Below are 19,485 nucleotides of genomic sequence, written 5' to 3' on the forward strand. Positions count from 1 at the left end.
GATGACCATCCTTTTCGAACCGAGCCGGCAGTGGTCGGCGCACCTGACGACCCTGCTCGGCGCCGGCGTGCACGCGGTCGGCGAGGTCGCCGACCTGCGGCGGCTGCTGGCCGACCTCCCCGGGGAGCCCCTGGTCGTCGTAGGACCGGGCGCACCCGCCTCGGTGGCGCTGGAAGTCGCGGCACAGCAGCGGCTGCTGCGGCCGGCACTCGGGGTGGTGCTGCTCCGGGAACGCCTGGACCTCGAGACGATGTCGCAGGCGCTGCGGGCCGGCGTGCGCGAGGCCGTCGACGCGCACGACACGACCGCCGTGCGGACGGCCTGCAGCCGGTCGCTCGAGGTGTCCCGGCAGCTCACCGGCGCTCCGGTGGCGGCACCGCCCGGGGAGGCGAAGATCGTCACGGTCTTCTCCGCCAAGGGCGGCTGCGGGAAGTCCACCCTGGCCACCAACCTCGCCGTCTGCCTGGCCGAGGGTGGCCGGCGCAGGGTCTGCCTGGTCGACCTCGACCTCGCGTTCGGCGACGTCGGCATCATGCTCCAGCTCTCGCCCGACCGGGGCATCGCCGACGCGGTCGCCTCGCGGGACCGGATCGACGCCGGGCTGATCCGGGCGTTGCTGACCTCGTACGCGCCGGGCGTCGACGTGCTGCTCGCACCGGTCGGGCCGACGGAGGCCGAGCGGATCGACCGGGACCTCGTCGTCGCGGTGCTGGCCGCGGTCCGCACGATGGCCGACTACGTGGTCATCGACACGCCGGCGCACTTCACCGAGGGTGTGCTGGCCGCGCTCGACGTCACCGACGTCCACGTGCTCGTCGCGACGCCCGACGTGCCGGCGCTCAAGAACCTGCGGATCGCCATGGACATGCTCGACCTGCTCGGCCTCGGCAAGGACAACCGGCTCGTGGTGCTCAACCGCAGCGACGCGAAGGTGGGGCTTTCCGGCGCCGACATCGAACGCGTGCTCCAGGCCCGCACGACCGGACAGATCCCGTCCAGCCGCGACGTGCCCATCTCGATCAACCGGGGCACGCCGATCGTGGTCGAGAAGCCGGGCCATCCGGTCAGCAAGGCGATCCGCGAGCTCGCGGCGGGCCCGATCGCCCAGCGGGCGGGCGCCCGTGGCCGCCGGTGGCAGCGGGCCGGCCGATGAGCTTGACCGACCGGCTGTCCCAGCGGCACTACGCCGGCGGCGACAGCGGGGCGTGGCCAACCAGGGCGGGCGTGGGCTCGGCGGCGGCCCTGCGCGTGCGCGTGCACCGCGAGCTCCTGGCCATCCTGGGACCCCAGCTCTACGACCAGCGCACCGGCGACCAGGCGCTGGAGCAGAAGGTCCGCGAGACCATCAGCGAGGTGCTGGCCCGCGACGACTCGCCCCTCGCCGTCGCCGACCCGGCCCGGATCGCCGCCGAGCTGATCGACGAGATCCTCGGTCACGGGCCGATCGAGCCCCTGCTCCGCGACCCAGACATCACCGAGATCATGGTGAACGGCCCCAACCGGATCTTCGTCGAGCGGTTCGGGCAGATCCACCACGTCGACGCCTCGTTCGTCGACGAGGACCACCTGCGCCGGGTCATCGACCGGATCGTGCGGCGGGTGGGCCGGCGCGTGGACGAGGCGAGCCCGATGGTGGACGCCCGCCTGCCGGACGGCAGCCGGGTCAACGTCGTTCTGCCGCCCATCGCGCTGGACGGCTCGATGCTGACCATCCGCAAGTTCGCCCGCGAGGCGTTCACGGTGGACGACCTGATCGGGTTCGGCACGGTCACCCAGGAGGTGGCCCAGCTGTTGTACGCCTGCGTGCGCGGCCGCCTGGACGTCGTGATCAGCGGCGGCACGGGGTCCGGGAAGACGACGACCCTCAACGTGCTGTCCGGCTTCATCCCACCCAACGAGCGGATCGTCACCATCGAGGACGCGGCCGAGCTTCAGCTTCGCCAGGACCACGTGCTGCGGCTGGAGGCGCGTCCACCGAACATCGAGGGCCGGGGCGAGATCACCATCCGGGACCTGGTCCGCAACTCGCTGCGGATGCGTCCGGACCGGATCGTCATCGGCGAGGTCCGCGACGGCGCCGCGCTCGACCTGCTCCAGGCCATGAACACCGGTCACAACGGATCGCTGACCACGGTGCACGCCAACGCGCCGCGGGACTCGATCGCGAGGCTGGAGACGATGGCCATGATGGCGGGCCTGGACCTGCCGGTGCGGGCGATCCGCGAGCAGCTCGCCTCCGCCGTCGACCTGATCCTGCACCAGGACCGCCTGCGCGACGGCTCGCGGCGGGTCACCCACGTCTCCGAGGTGATCGGCATGGAGGGCGAGGTCGTCACGTTGCAGGACCTGTTCGTCTTCGACCACCGGGCCGGCCTCGACGAGCACGGCCGCCATCGCGGGACGCTGTGCTGGACCGGCCTGCGACCGAAGTTCCTCGACACCCTGGCCGACAGCGGAATCCCGTTGCCCGCCGGCCTGTTCGAGAGTCCACCGTGGTGACCCGGCGGGCGCTGGCCGCCGTCGCCGGCGGGCTCGCGGCGAGCCTGCTGACCGGTCCGGCGGCGCACGCGGACGGCGCCCTGCCCGTCTCGGTGGCGGACGTGCGTCCGGGACAGGTGCGCCTCGTGGCAGCGTTGCCGGGCGGGCGGACTCCGGCCGTCACGGTCTCCCGCGACGGCTACGCGCTGCCCGCCACCGTCCGGGCCGGCGTCGCGGCCGGAGCGACGCCGGCCCGGACCCTGACCGTCGTGGTCGACGCAGGTCCGGAGACGCTGGACACCGCCCGGTCCGCGGTGGCCGCGCTGGCCGGCAGCGTGCCGGACGACGTCGCGCTCGGCCTTGTTGCCGCGACCGACCCGACCGTGGTGACGGTGTCCCCGACCCGGGACCGGGCCGCCTTCCGGGCCGGCCTCGACCGCCTGCGGGCCGAGGCCGGCCCGGGTCCCCTGACCGCGCTGCGCACCGCGGCGGCGCTGGCGCCCAGAGCGGGCGAGCGACGGCTGCTGCTGCTCGACGCCGAGGCCGCGACCGGCGCGGTCGATCCCGGCGCCGCGGACGCCCTGGCCCGGGCGGGCCAGCGCCTCGACGTGGTCACCCTCGGCCCGGCCGGCGCCGGCCTGCGCGAGCTCGCCGCCGCCACCGGAGGCGAGGCCCGGTCCGCGACCGACGGCACGCTGGCAGAGACGCTCCGGTCGGCCGCCGCGCTGCCGGCGCTGTTCACCATCACCGTGGCCGTGCCGGCCGAGCTCGCCGGTGCCGCGACGTCGCTGCGGGTCAGCACCGGCGCCGGCGCCGCCCGGCGCACCGCCGACGTCAAGGTGCGGTTCGCCCCGGCCGTGGCCGCGCCCGCCGAGGCCGGCAGCGTCCGCCCGGGTTGGCGGCTGCCCCGGCTGGGCAGCGGCGTGCTCGGCGTCCTCGTCTTCGCCGTGCTGCTGGTGGCGCTGCTGCTCGTGGTCTTCGGCGTCGGCGGCACCCGGCGGCAGCGCCGGCTCGACCAGGTCCAACGGTTCCGGCTGGCCGGCCAGGGCGGCGGCGTGCCGGTCATGTCCGCCGCCGGCTTCGCGGGCACCGTGTCGAACCTGTCCGGCCGGGTCGCCCGGGCGACCGGCCAGGAGCAGCGGCCGGACGACGCCCGTCCGGTGCTGGGGCCGGGCTGGAAGATCCGACTGGCCGCGGTGGCTGTCGGCATCGCCGTCCTCGGTCCGTTGGCCGGAGCGTGGGGCATCGTGCTCGGCGGCCTGCTCGGCGCGCTGGTGACGGCGCTCTACCCCCGGATTCGCGAGGGCCGGCGCCGGCAGTCGTTCGCCGACCAGCTCCCGGACGCGCTCCAACTGATCGTGAGCTCGCTGCGCTCGGGGTTCTCGCTGACCCAGTCGCTGGACGCGGTGGTGCGGGACGCCCCACCCGGGCCGCTGGCGGTCGAGCTCGGCCGCGCGATGGCCGAGGTGCGGCTGGGCGCCGACCTGGCGGACTCGCTGGACCGGGCGGCCGAACGGGCCGGAAACCAGGACCTGGCCTGGGCGGTGATCGCGATCCGGATCCAGCACGAGACCGGCGGCAACCTCGCCGAGACGCTGGAGACCACGGTGGACACGATCCGGGAGCGCGCCCGGCTGCGCCGTCACGTGCGGGCACTGTCGGCCGAGGGACGGCTGTCCGCGTACCTCCTGCTGGGTCTGCCGGTCGCGATCGGCGCCTGGATGTTCCTGGTCAGCCGCGACTACCTGAGCGTGCTGTGGACCACGACGGCGGGGCTGGTCATGCTCGTCTGCGCGGGTCTGCTGATGGTGCTCGGCGCGTTCTGGATGTCCCGCTGGCTGAAGGTCGAGGTCTGAGCATGCTGCTGGTCATCGGGTTGCTCGCGATCACCGCCGCGTTGGCGGTCGCCGCGGTCACGGTGGTCGGCGGCCGTCCGCACGCGGCCGTCACCCGCACCGTCGACACGGCCGACCGGGGCTACCGGGTGCCCGGTGCGCAGGCCGCGCTGCCGGCCGACGACCGTGGGGGGCTGCCACCCGCGGCGTACGCGCTCGGCCACGCGTTGGGTCGCGGCGGCGTGTCCGCCTGGCTGTCCCGCCAGCTCGACCAGGCCGGCAACCCGGGCTGGCTCAACGTGCCCAAGGTGATCGCGTACCAGGGCCTGCTGGTGGTCGTGGGCGCCGCCGGCGGGCTGGCGCTGGCCGTGCTCGCCGCGCCGCCGCTGGGGTGGCCGGTGTGGACGCTGGTGGGCGCCGCCGCCGGCTATGCCGCGCCGACCCTGCTCGTGCTGCATCTCGCGCAGGAGCGGCAGGACTCGGTCCGGCGCACGCTGCCCGACGTCCTGGACACCCTGGTCGTCACCGTCGAGGCCGGGCTCGGCTTCGAGGCGGCGCTGGCGCAGGTCGTGCGCAACGGGCGCGGGCCGATGGTCGGCGAGTTCGCCCGGGTCCTGCACGAGATGCAGATCGGACGGGCACGGGTCGACGCCCTGCGCGAGATGGCGGCCCGCACCACCGTCACCGAGCTGCGGGCCTTCGCGTCGGCGGTCGTGCAGGCGACGACGCTGGGCATTCCGATGGGTCAGGTGCTGCGCCAGCAGTCCGCCGAGATGCGGACCCGGCGCCGGCAGCGGGCGGAGGAGGCGGCGCAGAAGGTGCCGGTGAAGATCCTCTTCCCGATGGTGTTCTGCATCTTTCCGGCGCTGTTCGTGGTCGTGATCGGTCCGGCCGCGATCAAGATCTTGCGGGCGTTCGGTGGCTGAGTCAGCCGGCCTGCGGCAGGTCGCCGCCGCCGGCGGTCTTGGCGCGGACCCGGGCGACGTAGGTGCGCACCGTCGACTCGCCCAGGCCCAGCTCGTCGGCCACGACGGCGGGGGTCAGGCCCGCCCGGAGCAGGTCGTACACCTCGCGCTCGCGGCGGCTCAGCCCGGTCGTGCGGTGCTGGCGGAGCGCGGCGTTCAGGGTGTGTGCCGAGTAGCTGCCGCCGCCGGACAGGCACGCGCGGATGGCCGCCGCGACCTCGACGGCACCGGCCTCGCGCGACACGTACGCGGCGACGCCGGCGGTCAGGGCCCGTTCGAGCAGCCGGTGCGTGGCCGCGCCGACCACCAGCACCGGCAGGTGCGGCCGGGTGGTGCGCAGGCGTTCGGCCAACGCGATCCCGTCGCCGTCGGGCAGGCGGAGATCGACGGTGACAAGGTCCGGTGCGAGGGACTCGACCACCCGCTGCGCCTCGACCGCCGAGGCGGTGCGGCCGGTCAGCTCGGTGTTGGCCACGGAGGCCACCGCCCGGCTGATCATGAGGTGTGTCGCCGCGTTGGCGTGGATGGCGAAGACGGTCGTCGCCACTGCACCACTCCGATTCGCTCGGTTCCTTCCTTGGCCCCGTGTGAAGTCCTGCCGACGGTACTTGACACGCCTATGGATCCACCTAGGACCGGCTTAGCCGGCGGTTAGGTCTTGCTTAAATCGGAGGGAGGATTCGGCACAGTGCGGGACGAGACGCTCAGCGCGCGCTACCGGCTCACCCGCCGGCTCGGCGCCGGCGGCATGGGCGTCGTCTGGCAGGCGTACGACCAGGTCCTCGATCGGGACGTCGCGGTCAAGCTGCTGGCGCCGCAGTTCGCCCGCGACGCCGAGTTCCGCCGCCGGATCCTGGCGGAGGCCCGCGCGGCGGGGCGGCTCAGCCATCCGCACATCGCGAGCGTCTACGACTACGGCGAGACGACCGGCCCCGGCGATCCGCTGCCGTTCGTGGTGATGGAGCTCCTGCACGGCCGGTCGCTGGAGCAGCGGCTCAAGCGCGGCCCGATCGGCGTCGAACCGGCGCTGCGGATCTGCGCCGAGGTGGCCTCCGCCCTCGCGGCCGCGCACGCTCGCGACGTGGTCCACCGGGACGTCAAGCCCGGCAACGTGATGCTGCCCGCCGGCGGCGCCAAGGTCGTCGACTTCGGGCTCGCCGCCGTGGCCGGGGCCTACGATGCCGCGGCGGGTGAGCTGGTCCTCGGCACCCCCGCGTACCTCGCCCCGGAACGGCTCGACGGGCGGCCGGTGGTCGCCGCGACCGACGTGTACGCGCTCGCCCTCCTGCTCTACCGCCTGCTCGCCGGCCGGTTGCCGTGGACCGCCGAGACCAGCACGCAGATGCTCGAGGCGCACGTCTACCTGGAGCCCGACCCGTTGCCGAAGCTGCCCGGCGTGCCGCCGGTGGTCCGCGAGCTGCTGCTGCGCTGCCTGGACAAGGAGCCGGACGCCCGCCCCGTCAGCCGCGAGGTGACCGTGACGCTGGCCCGCGCCGCCGGCGTCCACGTCCCGCTGGACGGCGTCGACGACGACGAGCCGGACGACGACGAGGAGGAGGCTGCGCCCGGCCCGGGCACGACCGCCGACCGCCGCCCGCCGCGCGCCGTGACCGGTGGGCGACCGCGCACCGGACCCTTCGCCAAGCGGGTGGGCGCCGACCTCGACGTCGCGCTCGACCACGTCGACCTGCGCCGCCAGGCCAGCGCGATGCTCCGCGAGACCGTCGGGTTCGACCTGGCGATCTGGGCGGTGCTCGACCCGGTGACGCTGATGTGGGCGGCCTGCGTGGTCGACGGCGGGCCGCACGACGAGTCGCTGGAACGCGAGCTGTTCGCCAACGAGTACGGCCAGGACGACGTGCTCCGGCTGGTCGACCTGGCCGGCGACCAGCGGGTCGGCACGCTGGACGCGGCCACCCACGGCGACCCGGCGTTGAGCCCGAGGTTCCGGGGCGTCCTGCTGCCGCGCGGCTTCACCGACGAGCTCCGGGCGTCCTTCCACGACGCGGACGGCACGTGGGGAGCACTGTTCGCTTACCGCGCCGGTGGCCGGTTCACCAGCGCGGACGTCGCCCAGGTGGCGCCCGCCGGCCGCCTGCTCGGCGCGGCCCTGCACAACGCCCTCGCCCGTGGCCGCGAGCTGCCACCGCCGCCTCCTCCGACGCCGTCGCCTGGCCCCGCCGAACCGGCCCCGCGGGTCTCGCGGTTCCGGCTGCCCCGCCAGCGGCGGACCCGCCGCGCCGACCTCGCCCCGGCGCCTGCTCCGGCCACGGCCGCGCCCGACTCCGACTCGGGCCGCCTCACCCTGTCACCCGACGGCCGCCTGCTCGACGTGACGGCCTCCGCCCGCGGCGTGCTCGACGCGGGGGAGCTCGACCGGGTCGGCACGGCCGTCGCGAAGGGCCGGCGCACGGGGCTCGTCGACACGTCCGGCGGGCGCTGGCTGGCGTTCCACGCCGTCGACCTGGACAGCGCGATCGCGGTGAGCGTCGGCCGCATCCGCCCGCACGAGATCAGCGCCTTCGTCGTGCAGGCCCGCGGCCTGCAGCCGTGGCACGGCACGGTCCTCGGCGCGGTCGCCCGGGGCCGCGACACGCGGCAGATCGCCCGCGAGCTGGGCCTGTCCGTCTACGCGGTCGAGGACGGCCTGACGGCGCTGCTGACCGCGTTCCGGGCCGGCGGCCGGGCGGAGCTGCTGACCAGCCTGTTCTTCGACCACTACGTTCCGTTCCACGCCTCCGACGTGATCCTTCGCGGCTAGTCGGACAGGCCCCGGCCGTGGCATTGTCAGGGCGGCGGAGGAGGCGTACGGGATGAACGAGACCCAGGTCCTGGTTTTCCTGCTGGCGGTGTCGGTCGGTGCCATCGCGATCGGCGGCGTGTTGATCGCCCGGCGCGGCGGGCTCGATGCCGAGCGGTTCGAGGTGCCGGTCCGCTGCCGTGACGGGCACGTGTTCACCACCGTCTGGGTGCCGGGCGTGTCGCTCAAGGCCATCCGCCTCGGCCCGGTGCGGTTCCAGTGGTGCCCGGTGGGCGAGCACCGCACGTTCGTCACCCTCGTGCCCTGGTCGCGGCTGAGCCCGGAAGAGCGCTGGATGGCGGCCCACAATCACGACTCCCGCGTGCCCTGATTCCGCCCCGACCCGCCGGGATCGGTGCGAGTCTGGGGTTCATGGCACCACTTGTGTACGAGACCTACGTCGCTCCTGGTAAACCCGTGGTTTCTGATGACCTGCCCGCCGGTGAGACGGCGGAGATGTGGTCTCCGACCAGCGCGACGCTGATCCACGGTGACCGGGACGCGGTGCTCGTCGACGCGCTGCTGACCGACCGGGAGGGCTACGACCTGGCCGACTGGGTCGAGGAGTCGGGCAAGGAGCTGACCACCATCTACGTCACGCACGGCCACGGTGACCACTTCTTCGGCGCCGCCGCCGTGCTCGACCGGTTCCCGGACGCCCGGCTGGTGGCCACCTCGGAGGTGGTCGACGTGATGGCCGAGCAGGTCGAGCCGGACCTGCTCGACGGGTTCTGGCGGGCGGCGTTCCCGGACCAGATCGGCGACCCGGTGATCGCCGAGCCGCTCGACGGCGACACCATCGAGCTGGAGGGCCAGGAGCTGCACGCCGTCGCGCTCGGGCACAGCGACACCGACCACACCACCGCGCTGCACGCGCCGTCGATCGGGCTGGTCGTGGCCGGCGACAGCGTCTACAACGACGTGCACCTCTACCTGGCCGAGGCCGGCCGGGACGGGCTCGACGGCTGGTTCGACGCCCTGGACACGGTGGCCGGCCTGCGGCCGCGGGCGGTGGTGGCCGGGCACAAGCGCGCCGATGCCGACGACCGCCCGACCGACGTCGACGCGACCCGCGACTACCTGCGTGACTGGGTCGAGGCCGTGCGCCGCACCTCGGACGCCCAGGCGCTCTACGACGCGATGGTTTCGCGCTACCCGGACCGGATCAACCGGGCCGTGCTCTGGCACTCGGCCGAGGCCGCCAAGCCTTAGGCGCCCAGCCGCGCCGACAGCGACGCGGTCTCGGCCAGCAGGATGCGGGCCAGCTCGTCGACGCGGGTGCGGATGCGCTCTACCGGGCCGCAGACGCTGATCACCGCCACCGGCCGGCCCTCGTGGTCGAACACCGGCGCCGCGACCGACGCCGCGCCGGTCTGGCGCTCGCCGAACGACGCCGCGTAGCCACGCTCGCGGATCACCCGCAGCTCGTCGCGCAGGAAGGTCGGGTCGACCACCGTGTGGTCGGTCAGCGCGGGCAGCAGGCCCGAGCCGAGATACGCGTCGCGCTGCTCATCGGGCAGGAAGGCCAGGAACGCCTTCGACGAGCTGCCCGCGTGCAGCGGGAACGGCTCGCCGATCCGCACCTCCATCTTCACGTCGCGGGCCGGCGTCACCTGGTCGAGGTAGACGCGGCTGTCGCGGACGCGGATCGACAGCGTCGAGGTCTCGTTCGTGGCGGCGCTGAGCCGGCGCATGGGCTCGCGGGCCAGGTCGCGCACGTCGACCCGGTCGAGGAACGCGCGGCCGAGGGCCAGCGAGGCGGGGCCCAGGCCGTAGCGGCGGCTGGTCTCGTCGGCGACCACGAGCTGCCGGCTGCACAGGGTGGTCAGGATGCGGTGCACGACGGCCTTCGACAGGCCGAGCCGGCGGCCGATCTCGGTGACGCCGAGGCTCGGCTCGGGGGAGCGGGCGAACAGCAGCAGCACGTCGAGGGCGCGTTCGAGGCCGTTGACGGTGCGCTCCGTCGACTCCTCCGCAGTGGTCGTGGTCACAAGGGCGAACGTAGCGCACGCCGGCGCGGCGGCGAGTCGGCCGCCGCGCCGGGTAATCATGGCTGGTCAGACACTGATCCGGCCGGCGCCCGCGCCGGCCGAGACGCTCGCCTTGACGCCGCTGGCGCTGTCGAGCTGGTACGAGTAGGGAACGCCGGAGACGCTACCGCCACCGCTCTCCGGGGTGCCGGAGCCGGTGAAGTAGTTGTTGCGCTGGAGGATCGCGCCGTCGTCCGAGTCCGCGTACCCGACGAGCGTGGGCTCGTCGACGCTCTCGAAGTAGTTGCCCTCGACCAGCACACCCGCGCCCATGGTGGACGCGACGCCGTACTCGTTGCCGCGGTAGTAGTTGTTGTAGACGTGCACCGGGTTGCCGAACCGGACCCGCGGGTGGCGGGTGCCGGAGCCGTCGAACCAGTTGTGGTGGTACGTCACCCGCAGGTGGCCCCGGTCCTCACCGGCGTTGTCGTCGCTGTGGCCGAGCAGCATGGACTTGTCGTGGCCGTACACCCGGTTCCAGGAGACGGTCACGTAGTCGCTGGCCCGTTTGACGTCGACCGCGCCGTCGTACCCGTTGGTGAAGCTGTTGTGGTCGATCCAGACCCGCGTCGAGTACTGGACGTTGATCGCGTCGTCGTCCCAGTCCCGGAACGAGATGTTGCGGATGATCACGTTGCTGGCGTTGGACACGTTGAGTCCGCAGCCGGCGATCGTCGCACCGGAGTTGCCGAGGATCGTCTTGTTCGACCCGACGGTGATCATGCCGGAGCAGGAGATGGTGCCGGAGACGCGGACGACCCGGGCGGTCGAGCCGGAGACGGCGCTGGACAGCGCCGACGAGCTCGTCACCGTGGTCGCGGACGCGCTGCCGCCGCCGCTGGTGCCGCCACCCTGGGTGGCCCAGCCGACCAGGCCGGTCTGCGGGGTGCCGCCTCCGCCGCCTCCGCCGCTGCCGACCACGGCGAGCTGCCACTGCTGGTTCCAGCCGCCGAGGTCCGCGTACTGGGAGATGATGCCGCCGTCGGCCGTCGACCATTCCCAGATGTCGAGCGCCTTGCCGCTGTGCCGGTTGAGCAGTTTGACGAAGCCGCTGTCGGTGTCGCGGACGGCGAAGTGCTGACGCGTGGTGCCGTTGTCGGAGTTCGCGACGAGTTGCGTGCCGTCGTTGGCGTTCGGCAGCTCCAGGACCTTGCCGCTGTGCCGGGAGCGCAGCTTGTAATAGCCGCTGCCGGCGTCGACGAACTGCCACTGCTGGGCGTTGTTGTTGTTGCGGGCCCACTGCACGATGGGCGCGCCGTCGGCCGTGTTGAAGTTGTAGAGATCGATCGCCTTGCCGCTGTGCCGGGAGACGATCACGTAGTAGGCACCGGTGTCGATGGTGGCCGCTTGCGCGGGTGCGGCCACCACCTGCGTGACCGCGACGGCCGCGAGCAGGCCAAGGGCGCCTGCCAGCAGCGCGCGTACGCGGCGCGCGGGAGCGGAATGTCGCATGGGGAAAGGACCTCCATTGCCGATCAGCCGGCGGGGCTGGTCGCCGGCATGCTGAGTTAGCTATAGGTAAGCGCTTTCCTGCCGGGAAAGGTAGGCGTTTACAACCATGCTCGTCAATGCTTTGGCATGTGCAGGAAGTTTGCAGTGCGTTCGGCTGAGGCCACGCACGGTGTGGGGGTGCGATCATGCCTCATGACCGAAAAGCCAGACACGATTGTCCTGATCCACGGTTTCTGGGTGACACCGCGCAGTTGGGAAGAGTGGAAGGCGCATTACGAGGCGAAGGGCTTCACGGTCCTCACGCCCGCCTACCCCGGCTTCGAGGTCGAGGTCGAGGCGCTCAACGCCGACCCCTCACCGATCGCCTCCCTGACCGCCCCGCAGGTCATCGAGCACCTGTCCGCGGTGGTCGGGGCCCTGCCGAAGCCGCCGATCCTGATGGGCCACTCGGCCGGCGGCGCGTTCACCCAGGTGCTGCTCGACCGCGGCTATGGCGCGTCGGCCGTGGTGCTCAACTCGGCGCCGACCGAGGGCGTCAACGTCATCCCGCTCTCGCAGATCAAGTCGACGTTCCCGGTGCTGAAGAACCCGGCCAACCGGCACCGCGCGGTCGGCTTCGACTTCGACCAGTGGAACTACGCGTTCACCAACAACTTCCCCGAGGACCGGGCCCGGGCGCTCTACGAGCGCTACGCGATCCCGGCCTCGGGCGGCATCCTGTGGAACAGCGTGCTGGCCAACCTGATGCCCGGCCCGCAGGACATCGCGGTCAACTACCACAACGCCGACCGGGCGCCGCTGCTGTTCATCTCCGGCTCCGAGGACCACATCATGCCGCCCAGCGTGCAGAAGTCGAACGCCGCGCACTACAAGGGCAACACGATCACCGAGGTGCGGTTGTACGAGGGCAAGGCGCACCTGCTGCCCTCGCAGGACGGCTGGCAGGAGATCGCCGACTACGCCCTCGACTGGGCGCTCGATCACGCCAAGTGACCCAGGCCCGGCTGACGCACGTCGGCGGCCCGACCACCCTGGTCGAGGTCGCCGGCTGGCGGCTGCTCACGGACCCGACCTTCGACCCGCCCGGCCGGCGGTACGGGTTCGGCCTGGGCACCTCGTCGCGCAAGCTGACCGGCCCGGCGGTGGCGGTCGACGCGCTCGGCCCGATCGACGCGGTGCTGCTGACCCACGACCACCACGCCGACAACCTCGACGACGCCGGGCGCTCGCTGCTGCCGCTGGCGGACGACATCGTCACCACGGTCTCCGGGGCGCGCCGGCTCGGCCACCGGGCCCAGGGGCTGCGCCCGTGGCAGACGCTCACCCTGTCGCGGCCCGGAAGGCCGAGCATCGAGGTCACCGCGACGCCCTGCCGGCACGGTCCGCCGCTGAGCGGCCCGCTGGTCGGCGACGTGATCGGCTTCGCCCTGGCGTGGGAGGGGCAGCGGCACGGCGCGCTCTGGTTCACCGGCGACACCGTGCTCTACGGCGGCGTGCGCGAGGTCGCCGGCCGCGTCCCGGTCGGCACCGCCGTGCTGCACCTCGGCGGCGTGCGGTTCCCGATCACCGGCCCGCTGCGCTACTCGCTGACCGCCCGCCGTGCGGTCGAGCTGTGCGAGCTCGTCCGCCCGCACACCGCGATCCCGGTGCACTACGAGGGCTGGAGCCATTTCCAGGAGCCGCGACCGGCGATCGAGCGGGCGTTCTCCGCCGCGCCGCCGGCCGTGCGCGAGAGCGTGCGGTGGCTCCCGATCGGCGCCGCCACGGATATCGACGTCTGACATTCGCCGGGGCTATCGTCACCCGCATGCGGGTGGTCAGCCAGGAACGGGTCGTGCGGGGCGGCTGCGCCTTCTTCCTGCGGCACGGCACTGTGGACATGGACGGCCTGGCCGGCAGCCTCTCGGTCAGCCGCGCCACCCTCTACCGCGTGGTGCACGGCCGCGACCCGCTGCTCGGCGAGGTGCTCTGGCGGCTCGCCGACCGGATGTTGGCCCGCGCCCACGCCGAGACCACCAGCTCCGGCCTCGACGGCGTCCTGGAGACCACCCGCCGGTTCGCCGACCAGGTCAGGCGGGCCGAGCCGTTCCTGGCGTTCCTGGCCGCGGAGCCCGCCACGGCCGCCCGCGTGCTGTTCACGCCGGCCGGGGGAGTGCACGCCCGGGTGGTCGCGGCGCAGCGGGGCATCCTGGCCGCGGCGACCGATCCCGCCTGGTCGCCCGGCGACCTCGACGGCGCCGCGTACCTCTACGTCCGGATCATCGAGTCCGCCCTGTACGCCGAGCTGCTCGGCGGTCACCAGGCCGACCCGGGCACCACCGAACGGGCCGCCCGGGCGGTGCTCGAGGCCTGCTGAGACGGCCATCTCAGCTTCTCCGCGACCGGTAGCAGCACGCATCGACGACCACTTATGGTGCGGCGCAGGACCGTCGTCGTGAAGGAGCTCGCCGACATGACCCGTCTCTGGAGCCGTGCCGCGCTCGCCGCCGGACTGCTCGCCTCGCTGCTGTCCGCGACCCCGGCCCAGGCCGGCCCCGCACCGGTCGCTCGCCCCACCGTGCAGGGGCCGATTCCCGGCACCGCGCCCGGCGACCCGAAGTCGTCCGAGCTCGCCGACACGTACCCCTTCTTCTCGACGCCCTTCGACCTGGCCCGGCACGGCTACGTGGAGCAGGAGTTCTACCTCTCCGGCGCCGCCGACGGCTGGGACACCCTGGGCAACCAGGTGGCCACCGACGTGCCGTACCGGACGCGCCTGGTGGTCCGCCGACCCGCCGACGCCCGCCGGTTCAGCGGCACGGTCCTGGTCGAGTGGCAGAACGTCACCGCCGGCTACGACCTCGACGCGCTGTGGAACGCGGAGGCGACCATCCGCGCCGGGCACGCCTGGGTCGGCGTCTCCGCGCAACGGGTCGGCGTCGACCAGCTCCGCGGCTGGAGCCCGACCCGCTACGGCACGCTCGACGTCACCGGCGCCAGAACCTTGGTGGGCGACGAGCTGTCGTACGACATCTTCGCCCAGGCCGGCAAGGCGATCGCGGACCCGCGCGGCGTCTCCCCGCTCGGCCGGCTGACGGCCCGCACGGTCCTGGCCATCGGGGCGTCGCAGTCGGCGTCCCGGATGACGGTCTACTACGACAAGGTGCTGCCCCAGGTGCGCCCGGTGTACGCGGGTTACGGCTTCATCGTCGGCTCGGCACCGACCCGCGTCGGTCCGGAGCCGGTGTTCCAGGTGCTGTCGGAGACCGACGTGCGCACGCCGGCGCGCCCGGCCGACACCAACCAGTTCCGTCGGTGGGAGGTGGCCGGCGGTGCGCACAGCGGCTCCAACGGCCAGGTCTACCGGGCACCGATCCAGGTGCGCGACCTCGGCGCGGCGCCGGTCTACACCTGCGCGCAGCCCCCGTTCAGCCAGGTCCCGGTGCAGCACGTGACGGCGGCGGCGTACGCACACCTGGAGCGCTGGGTGCGCCGCGGCACGCCGCCGCCGACGGCGGAGCCGATCGCGTTCAACCCGGACGGCACCAAGGCCCGCGACGAGCTGGGCCTGGCCCGGGGCGGCATCCGACTGTCCCAGGTGGACGTCCCGACGGCCCTGAACACCGGCGACAACGCGGGCGAGTCGTTCTGCTTCCTGTTCGGCACGCACCAACCGTTCGACGAGGCCACACTGGACGGTCTCTACCGCACGCACCTGGGTTACGTCGCGCGCGTGGTCGCCACCGACGTCCGCAACGTCGTCGCCGGCTACCTCCAGCCCGCTGACGCGGCAGAGAACCTACGGGCGGCGCTGCGGTCCAGCGTCGGCCGCTGAGGAAAGGCCCGCCGGCCCCGACCCGACGGGGTCCGGCGGGCCGCCCCGACGCCCGGTCAGTGGTGGTGGTAGTAGTCCGCGCGGCGCCACACCATCGCGGCGAGCATCGTCACGAACATCAGCACGTGGCCGCCCATCATCAGGCCGTGCCCGGAGAGTGCGCCCAGCCAGTACGGCACCAGGAGGACGACGAAGGGCGCGTACATCGCGGCGACCATCTCCGCGATCCGCGGCCACGAGTGGCGCCGGATCGCCATCCAGCCCGCCATGCCGATGGACATGTTGGTGGCCATCACCAGGGCGTCGGCGGCGGCGTGGTCGGCCAGGCCGGGCAGCGCCATGGACCACAGTGGACCCAGGGCGAACATGCCGACCAGCATCGAGACGACCATCTCGAGGTAGTGGAGGGCGAAGCGGAGGTGGCCCCGGCGGGTGCTGTGCGTCGTCGTTGTCATGTGGACGATCCTCCCGGCGCGCTACCCGCGGGCGCAGGTGCCGAAGGTCATGACCGGGGTCATGTGACCCCTCAGAGCAGGCCGAGCTCCCGCGCCCGCAGGGCGGCCTGCGTGCGGTCCCGGGCGTCGAGCTTGCCGAGCACGTTGGTGACGTGGTTCTTGACCGTGCCCTCGGCCAGGAAGAGCGCGGCGGCGATCTCCCGGTTGCTGCGCCCGCCGGCGAGCAGCCGGACGACCTCGAGCTCCCGCTCGGACAACGACACGGACAACGGGGCCGGGGCCGCGGGCTCCGCGGCGATCCGGGCCACCAGCTTGGCCGCGACCGACGGCTGGAGCACCGACTCGCCGCGGGCGGCCGCCAGCACCGCCTCCACCAGCCGCTCCGACGAGACGTCCTTGAGGAGGTAGCCGAGCGCCCCGGCGCGCAGGGCCGCGAAGACGTCCTCGTCGTCGTCGAACGTGGTCAGCGCGATCACCTGTACGCCGGGATGCTCGGCCCGCAGGCGCCTGGTAGCGGCGACCCCGTCCAGCACCGGCATCCGCAGGTCCATCAGCACCACGTCGGGCCGCGTCGTGGTCACCGCGGCGAGGGCCCGCGCGCCGTCGCCGGCCTCACCGACTACCTCGATGTCCGGGTGTACGCCCAGCAGCATCGCCAGCGCCTCCCGGAACAGTGCCTGGTCGTCGACGAGCAGCACCCGGACGCTCATCCGGGCACCTCGACCCACAGCGTCGAACCCTGGCCCGGCACCGATTCCAGGCTGGTCCGGCCACCCAGGTGCGCCGCTCGCTCCCGCAGGCCGAGCAGGCCGAAGCCGTCGCTCCCGGCGGCCGTGCCGGCACCGTCGTCACGCACCTCGACCCGCACCTCCGCCGGCCGAGAGTAGTCCAGCGTCACCGCGGCCTGTCGCGCGCGGGCGTGCTTGCGCACGTTGGTCAGGCCCTCCTGGACGGCCCGGAACAGGGCCTCCTCGGCGTCGGCCGGCAGCGCGCGCACCGGGCCGGTGACGTCGAGACCGGTCGGCACGCCGGCGGCCGACGTCTCCGCGGCCAGTGCCTTCAGCGCCTCCGGCAACGGCACCGCCGGCTGGCGCTCGCGCAGCGCCCCCACCGAGCGGCGTACCTCGCGCAGCGCCTCCTCGGCCTGGTCCTGGGCCTTGGCCAGCACCTCGTCGGCCCGGTCGGGCTGGGCCGCCAGCACCGCGCGGGCCGCCTTGATCTGCATCTGGACCACGGTCAGGGAGTGCCCGAGGCCGTCGTGGATGTCGCGGGCCACCCGGTTGCGCTCCCGCACGGCGGCGAGCTCCTCCACCTGCACCGCGTACTCCCGGAGCTTGGTCCTCGCCTCCTGTTCCCGCAGCAGCAGCTTGGTCAGCACCGCCGCGAACACGGCGGCGGCGAGCAGGCCCAGGCCCTCGCGCAGGCCCTCGGCGAAGGCCATGCCGGCGTGGAAGAACGGCACCAGCGCGACCACGACGACCACCGCCGGCACGGGCAGCAGCAGCGTGGTCTGGCTCACCAGCACGACCAGCAGCAGGGCGGAGCCCACATAGCCACCTGAGGTGGCGAAGACGGCACCCCCGAGCAGGAAGAGCGCCACGATGTACGCGTACCGCGGCCAGATCCTGCTGCTCTTCTCGACGCGTCCGAAGCCGAACGTCGCGGCGAGCACGAAGGCGACCGCCGGCCCGAGGGACACCGCCGACCGGTGTCCGGCGACGACGTCGACCACGAGGGTGACGAACGCCGCGACGGTCAGCGCGGCCAGGGCACGTCTCACGGCACCACTGTGGGCTCTCAGCGCAGACACAGCAACCCTGGGCGATCCTGCACGCATGATCCTGGCTACCCATCTGGGCAAGCGGTACGGCGCGAAGGTCGCCGTCGACGACCTCTCGTTCGAGGTCCGCCCTGGCCTGGTCACCGGCTTCCTCGGCCCCAACGGCGCCGGCAAGTCGACGACCATGCGACTGATGCTCGACCTCGACCGCGGCGCCGGCGAGACGCTCTTCGACGGCCGGCGGTTCGCCAGGTTGCGGCACCCCATGCGGGAAATCGGCGCGGTGCTGGAGGCGCGCGCGTTCCACCCGACCCGGACCGCCCGCAACCATCTGCGCATGCTCGCCGCGGGCAGCGGCATCCCGGCGTCGCGCGTGGACGAGGTGCTCGAGTTCGTGGGCATCGCCGACGTCGCGCGCCGCAAGCCCAAGGGCTTCTCGCTCGGCATGGCGCAGCGGCTCGGCCTGGCCCAGGCGCTGCTCGGCGACCCGGGCACGCTGATCCTCGACGAGCCGGCCAACGGTCTGGACCCGCATGGCATCCACTGGCTGCGCGACGTGCTGCGGGCGCTGGCCGCCGAGGGCCGCACGGTGTTCGTCTCCAGCCACCTGCTCTCCGAGATGGAGCTGATGGCCGACGAGCTCGTGGTGGTGGGCCGCGGGTCGATGATCTACTCCGGCAAGGTCGACGGCTTCGTGAGCGAGTTCACCCGGTCGACGGTGCTGGTCCGCAGCCCCGAGTCGGCCGTGCTGGCCGCCGCGCTGCGGGCGCTGGACGGGGTGAGTGTGGAGCCGACCGACGACGGCGGCCTGCGGGTCGCGGGCGCCGACGCGGTGACGATCGGCGACGTCGCGTTCGACAACGGCGTACGCCTGCACGAGCTCGCCACGACGACGGCCTCGCTGGAGACGGCGTTCATGACCGCGACCGGCGACGCTTCGGAGTACGTGGCGGTGGCCCATGGCTGACGCGCTGCGCTTCGAGTGGGTGCGGCTGCGCACCTTGCGGTCCACGTACTGGCTGATCGGTTCGGCGCTCGTGCTCAACGTCGCGATCGCGCTCCTGGTGGCCTCGCTCGTCGCCGACCCGACGCCGGACGTGGTCGCGGCCGCGGTGACCGGTGGCGGCGCGAACACTCCGGTGCCGATGGCCGTGGTGCTGCTGGCGGTGGTCGGGGTGTTCGCGTCGGGCCACGAGTACCGCTACGGCACGATCCAGCCGACCCTGACCACGGTGCCGCAACGGGCCCGGCTGTTCACGGCGAAGGTGCTCGTCGTGGGCGCGACGGCCCTGGTCGTCACGACGGTGTCGGTGTTGCTCGACGTCGCCGCGACGCTGCCGTTCTGGGCGGACACGCCGGCGCTGACGGGCGTGACGGTGATCGGCTACGTGCTGCTCGCGGTGCTCTGGGCGGTGGTCGGCGTGGCCTTCGGCCAGTTGCTGCGCGGCGTACCCGGCGCCCTGACCGTGATCCTGGTAATGCCGATGGTCGTCGAACAGCTGATCTTCCGGCTGTCGTACGTGCCGGCGCTGGACTGGCTGCACCCCGTGGTGAAGTTCCTGCCGTTCACCGCCGGCATGCAGTTGGTCAGCGCGGCCGGCGAGGCGTCGGGCGGGCTGGCCTCGGAGGTCGGCCTGTTCAGCCGGTGGCCGTCGGCGGCGGTGTTCGCGGTCTTCGTGGCCGCCGTCCTGGCCGCCGCCGTCACCCTGTTCCGTCGGCGCGATGCCTAGGGGCGTATGGTGGCGCCAGGTCATGAGTGTCAGCGCGTAGCCCCGGCTTGCTGACCGGCAACCCTTCATCGCGATGGGGTGCCCCGGGTGAGGACCTGGCCGACGCCGCCCGGTGTTCGGCAAGCGCGAGCATCGGAAGGCCCTCG

19 protein-coding genes and 1 riboswitch are annotated in these 19,485 nt (G+C 73.3%); of the genes, 13 read left to right on the forward strand and 6 right to left on the reverse strand.

Annotation, left to right across the window (positions count from 1 at the left end; translation table 11 throughout):
* The first annotated feature begins 1 nt into the window (after position 1).
* From CHC05_RS22210 to CHC05_RS22225, 4 genes are read left to right on the forward strand one after another with little or no spacing between them, the layout of a single operon-like run.
* Positions 2 to 1,153, forward strand: a complete 1,152-nt coding sequence (locus CHC05_RS22210; RefSeq protein ID WP_089251911.1) for a CpaE/TadZ family protein — start codon at positions 2 to 4, stop codon at positions 1,151 to 1,153.
* Positions 1,150 to 2,499, forward strand: coding sequence for a TadA family conjugal transfer-associated ATPase (locus CHC05_RS22215; protein ID WP_089252272.1), 1,350 nt, complete (start codon positions 1,150 to 1,152; stop codon positions 2,497 to 2,499). Before CHC05_RS22210 ends, CHC05_RS22215 begins: the two co-directional genes overlap by 4 nt.
* Positions 2,496 to 4,334: a type II secretion system F family protein gene (locus CHC05_RS22220; RefSeq protein WP_144022711.1), complete on the forward strand. Its 1,839-nt coding sequence runs from the start codon at positions 2,496 to 2,498 to the stop codon at positions 4,332 to 4,334. Before CHC05_RS22215 ends, CHC05_RS22220 begins: the two co-directional genes overlap by 4 nt.
* A gap of 2 nt (positions 4,335 to 4,336) precedes the next feature.
* Positions 4,337 to 5,239, forward strand: a complete 903-nt coding sequence (locus CHC05_RS22225; protein ID WP_089251915.1) for a type II secretion system F family protein — start codon at positions 4,337 to 4,339, stop codon at positions 5,237 to 5,239.
* Position 5,240: 1 nt separating this feature from the next.
* Here the strand turns inward: CHC05_RS22225 and CHC05_RS22230 are convergent, their stop codons facing one another.
* A complete protein-coding gene (locus tag CHC05_RS22230) occupies positions 5,241 to 5,825 on the reverse strand; it encodes a response regulator transcription factor (protein WP_089251917.1) in 585 nt (194 codons plus the stop codon).
* Between the two features lie 141 nt (positions 5,826 to 5,966).
* Between CHC05_RS22230 and CHC05_RS41605 the strand changes: the two genes are divergently transcribed.
* Genes CHC05_RS41605 through CHC05_RS22245 form a run of 3 tightly spaced genes read left to right on the forward strand, consistent with a single transcriptional unit; the run spans position 5,967 to position 9,290 of the window.
* Positions 5,967 to 8,039, forward strand: a complete 2,073-nt coding sequence (locus CHC05_RS41605; protein ID WP_245871151.1) for a protein kinase domain-containing protein — start codon at positions 5,967 to 5,969, stop codon at positions 8,037 to 8,039.
* A gap of 52 nt (positions 8,040 to 8,091) precedes the next feature.
* A complete protein-coding gene (locus tag CHC05_RS22240) occupies positions 8,092 to 8,409 on the forward strand; it encodes a hypothetical protein (RefSeq protein WP_089251919.1) in 318 nt (105 codons plus the stop codon).
* A 41-nt stretch (positions 8,410 to 8,450) separates the two neighbouring features.
* Entirely contained in the window at positions 8,451 to 9,290 is an 840-nt protein-coding gene (locus tag CHC05_RS22245) for an MBL fold metallo-hydrolase (RefSeq protein ID WP_089251921.1), read from the forward strand.
* Here CHC05_RS22245 and CHC05_RS22250 read toward each other — a convergent pair.
* Together CHC05_RS22250 and CHC05_RS22255 are read right to left on the reverse strand one after the other, a co-directional pair.
* Positions 9,287 to 10,069 (reverse strand): IclR family transcriptional regulator, encoded by a 783-nt coding sequence (locus tag CHC05_RS22250; protein WP_245871152.1) that lies wholly within the window; start codon positions 10,067 to 10,069, stop codon positions 9,287 to 9,289. The two genes, CHC05_RS22245 and CHC05_RS22250, sit on opposite strands and share 4 nt — an antisense overlap.
* Positions 10,070 to 10,135: 66 nt before the next feature.
* Positions 10,136 to 11,560 (reverse strand): pectate lyase family protein, encoded by a 1,425-nt coding sequence (locus CHC05_RS22255; protein ID WP_089251925.1) that lies wholly within the window; start codon positions 11,558 to 11,560, stop codon positions 10,136 to 10,138.
* Between the two features lie 192 nt (positions 11,561 to 11,752).
* Here CHC05_RS22255 and CHC05_RS22260 point away from each other — a divergent pair, with 192 nt between their 5' ends.
* The 4 genes from CHC05_RS22260 to CHC05_RS22275 all read left to right on the forward strand — a co-directional run bounded on the left by CHC05_RS22260 (position 11,753) and on the right by CHC05_RS22275 (position 15,374).
* Entirely contained in the window at positions 11,753 to 12,553 is an 801-nt protein-coding gene (locus CHC05_RS22260; protein ID WP_089251927.1) for an alpha/beta hydrolase, read from the forward strand.
* Entirely contained in the window at positions 12,550 to 13,341 is a 792-nt protein-coding gene (locus CHC05_RS22265) for an MBL fold metallo-hydrolase (RefSeq protein WP_089251929.1), read from the forward strand. Before CHC05_RS22260 ends, CHC05_RS22265 begins: the two co-directional genes overlap by 4 nt.
* Before the next feature lie 26 nt (positions 13,342 to 13,367).
* On the forward strand, positions 13,368 to 13,916 hold the full coding sequence (locus tag CHC05_RS22270) for a QsdR family transcriptional regulator (RefSeq protein WP_089251931.1): 549 nt from the start codon (positions 13,368 to 13,370) through the stop codon (positions 13,914 to 13,916).
* A gap of 96 nt (positions 13,917 to 14,012) precedes the next feature.
* Positions 14,013 to 15,374, forward strand: coding sequence for an alpha/beta hydrolase domain-containing protein (locus CHC05_RS22275; RefSeq protein WP_218824627.1), 1,362 nt, complete (start codon positions 14,013 to 14,015; stop codon positions 15,372 to 15,374).
* Positions 15,375 to 15,430: 56 nt separating this feature from the next.
* Here CHC05_RS22275 and CHC05_RS22280 read toward each other — a convergent pair whose 3' ends face one another.
* The 3 genes from CHC05_RS22280 to CHC05_RS22290 all read right to left on the reverse strand — a co-directional run bounded on the left by CHC05_RS22280 (position 15,431) and on the right by CHC05_RS22290 (position 17,609).
* Positions 15,431 to 15,829: a hypothetical protein gene (locus CHC05_RS22280; RefSeq protein ID WP_089251933.1), complete on the reverse strand. Its 399-nt coding sequence runs from the start codon at positions 15,827 to 15,829 to the stop codon at positions 15,431 to 15,433.
* A gap of 71 nt (positions 15,830 to 15,900) precedes the next feature.
* A complete protein-coding gene (locus CHC05_RS22285; RefSeq protein ID WP_089251935.1) occupies positions 15,901 to 16,539 on the reverse strand; it encodes a response regulator in 639 nt (212 codons plus the stop codon).
* Positions 16,536 to 17,609, reverse strand: coding sequence for a sensor histidine kinase (locus tag CHC05_RS22290; RefSeq protein ID WP_179266314.1), 1,074 nt, complete (start codon positions 17,607 to 17,609; stop codon positions 16,536 to 16,538). The genes CHC05_RS22285 and CHC05_RS22290 overlap by 4 nt, the downstream gene beginning before the upstream one ends.
* A 55-nt stretch (positions 17,610 to 17,664) precedes the next feature.
* Here CHC05_RS22290 and CHC05_RS22295 point away from each other — a divergent pair, with 55 nt between their 5' ends.
* Both CHC05_RS22295 and CHC05_RS22300 read left to right on the forward strand, forming a co-directional pair.
* Positions 17,665 to 18,576, forward strand: coding sequence for an ATP-binding cassette domain-containing protein (locus tag CHC05_RS22295; RefSeq protein WP_089251939.1), 912 nt, complete (start codon positions 17,665 to 17,667; stop codon positions 18,574 to 18,576).
* Complete coding sequence (locus CHC05_RS22300) at positions 18,569 to 19,339, forward strand: hypothetical protein (protein WP_089251941.1); 771 nt, start codon at positions 18,569 to 18,571, stop codon at positions 19,337 to 19,339. The genes CHC05_RS22295 and CHC05_RS22300 overlap by 8 nt, the downstream gene beginning before the upstream one ends.
* 18 nt (positions 19,340 to 19,357) lie before the next feature.
* Positions 19,358 to 19,471: riboswitch (SAM riboswitch) on the forward strand.
* The last annotated feature ends 14 nt before the right edge of the window (positions 19,472 to 19,485 follow it).

Source organism: Asanoa hainanensis, from assembly GCF_900188485.1.
GTDB lineage: Bacteria > Actinomycetota > Actinomycetes > Mycobacteriales > Micromonosporaceae > Asanoa > Asanoa hainanensis.

Excerpts from the sequence above, each read along its gene's own strand:
- CHC05_RS22210 (WP_089251911.1), top strand. The coding sequence starts at position 2 with ATGACCATCCTTTTCGAACCGAGCCGGCAGTGGTCGGCGCACCTGACG.
- CHC05_RS22215 (WP_089252272.1), top strand. The coding sequence starts at position 1,150 with ATGAGCTTGACCGACCGGCTGTCCCAGCGGCACTACGCCGGCGGCGAC.
- CHC05_RS22225 (WP_089251915.1), top strand. The coding sequence starts at position 4,337 with ATGCTGCTGGTCATCGGGTTGCTCGCGATCACCGCCGCGTTGGCGGTC.
- CHC05_RS22240 (WP_089251919.1), top strand. The coding sequence starts at position 8,092 with ATGAACGAGACCCAGGTCCTGGTTTTCCTGCTGGCGGTGTCGGTCGGT.
- CHC05_RS22245 (WP_089251921.1), top strand. The coding sequence starts at position 8,451 with ATGGCACCACTTGTGTACGAGACCTACGTCGCTCCTGGTAAACCCGTG.
- CHC05_RS22255 (WP_089251925.1), bottom strand. The coding sequence starts at position 11,560 with ATGCGACATTCCGCTCCCGCGCGCCGCGTACGCGCGCTGCTGGCAGGC.
- CHC05_RS22260 (WP_089251927.1), top strand. The coding sequence starts at position 11,753 with ATGACCGAAAAGCCAGACACGATTGTCCTGATCCACGGTTTCTGGGTG.
- CHC05_RS22270 (WP_089251931.1), top strand. The coding sequence starts at position 13,368 with ATGCGGGTGGTCAGCCAGGAACGGGTCGTGCGGGGCGGCTGCGCCTTC.
- CHC05_RS22275 (WP_218824627.1), top strand. The coding sequence starts at position 14,013 with ATGACCCGTCTCTGGAGCCGTGCCGCGCTCGCCGCCGGACTGCTCGCC.
- CHC05_RS22280 (WP_089251933.1), bottom strand. The coding sequence starts at position 15,829 with ATGACAACGACGACGCACAGCACCCGCCGGGGCCACCTCCGCTTCGCC.
- CHC05_RS22285 (WP_089251935.1), bottom strand. The coding sequence starts at position 16,539 with ATGAGCGTCCGGGTGCTGCTCGTCGACGACCAGGCACTGTTCCGGGAG.
- CHC05_RS22295 (WP_089251939.1), top strand. The coding sequence starts at position 17,665 with ATGATCCTGGCTACCCATCTGGGCAAGCGGTACGGCGCGAAGGTCGCC.
- CHC05_RS22300 (WP_089251941.1), top strand. The coding sequence starts at position 18,569 with ATGGCTGACGCGCTGCGCTTCGAGTGGGTGCGGCTGCGCACCTTGCGG.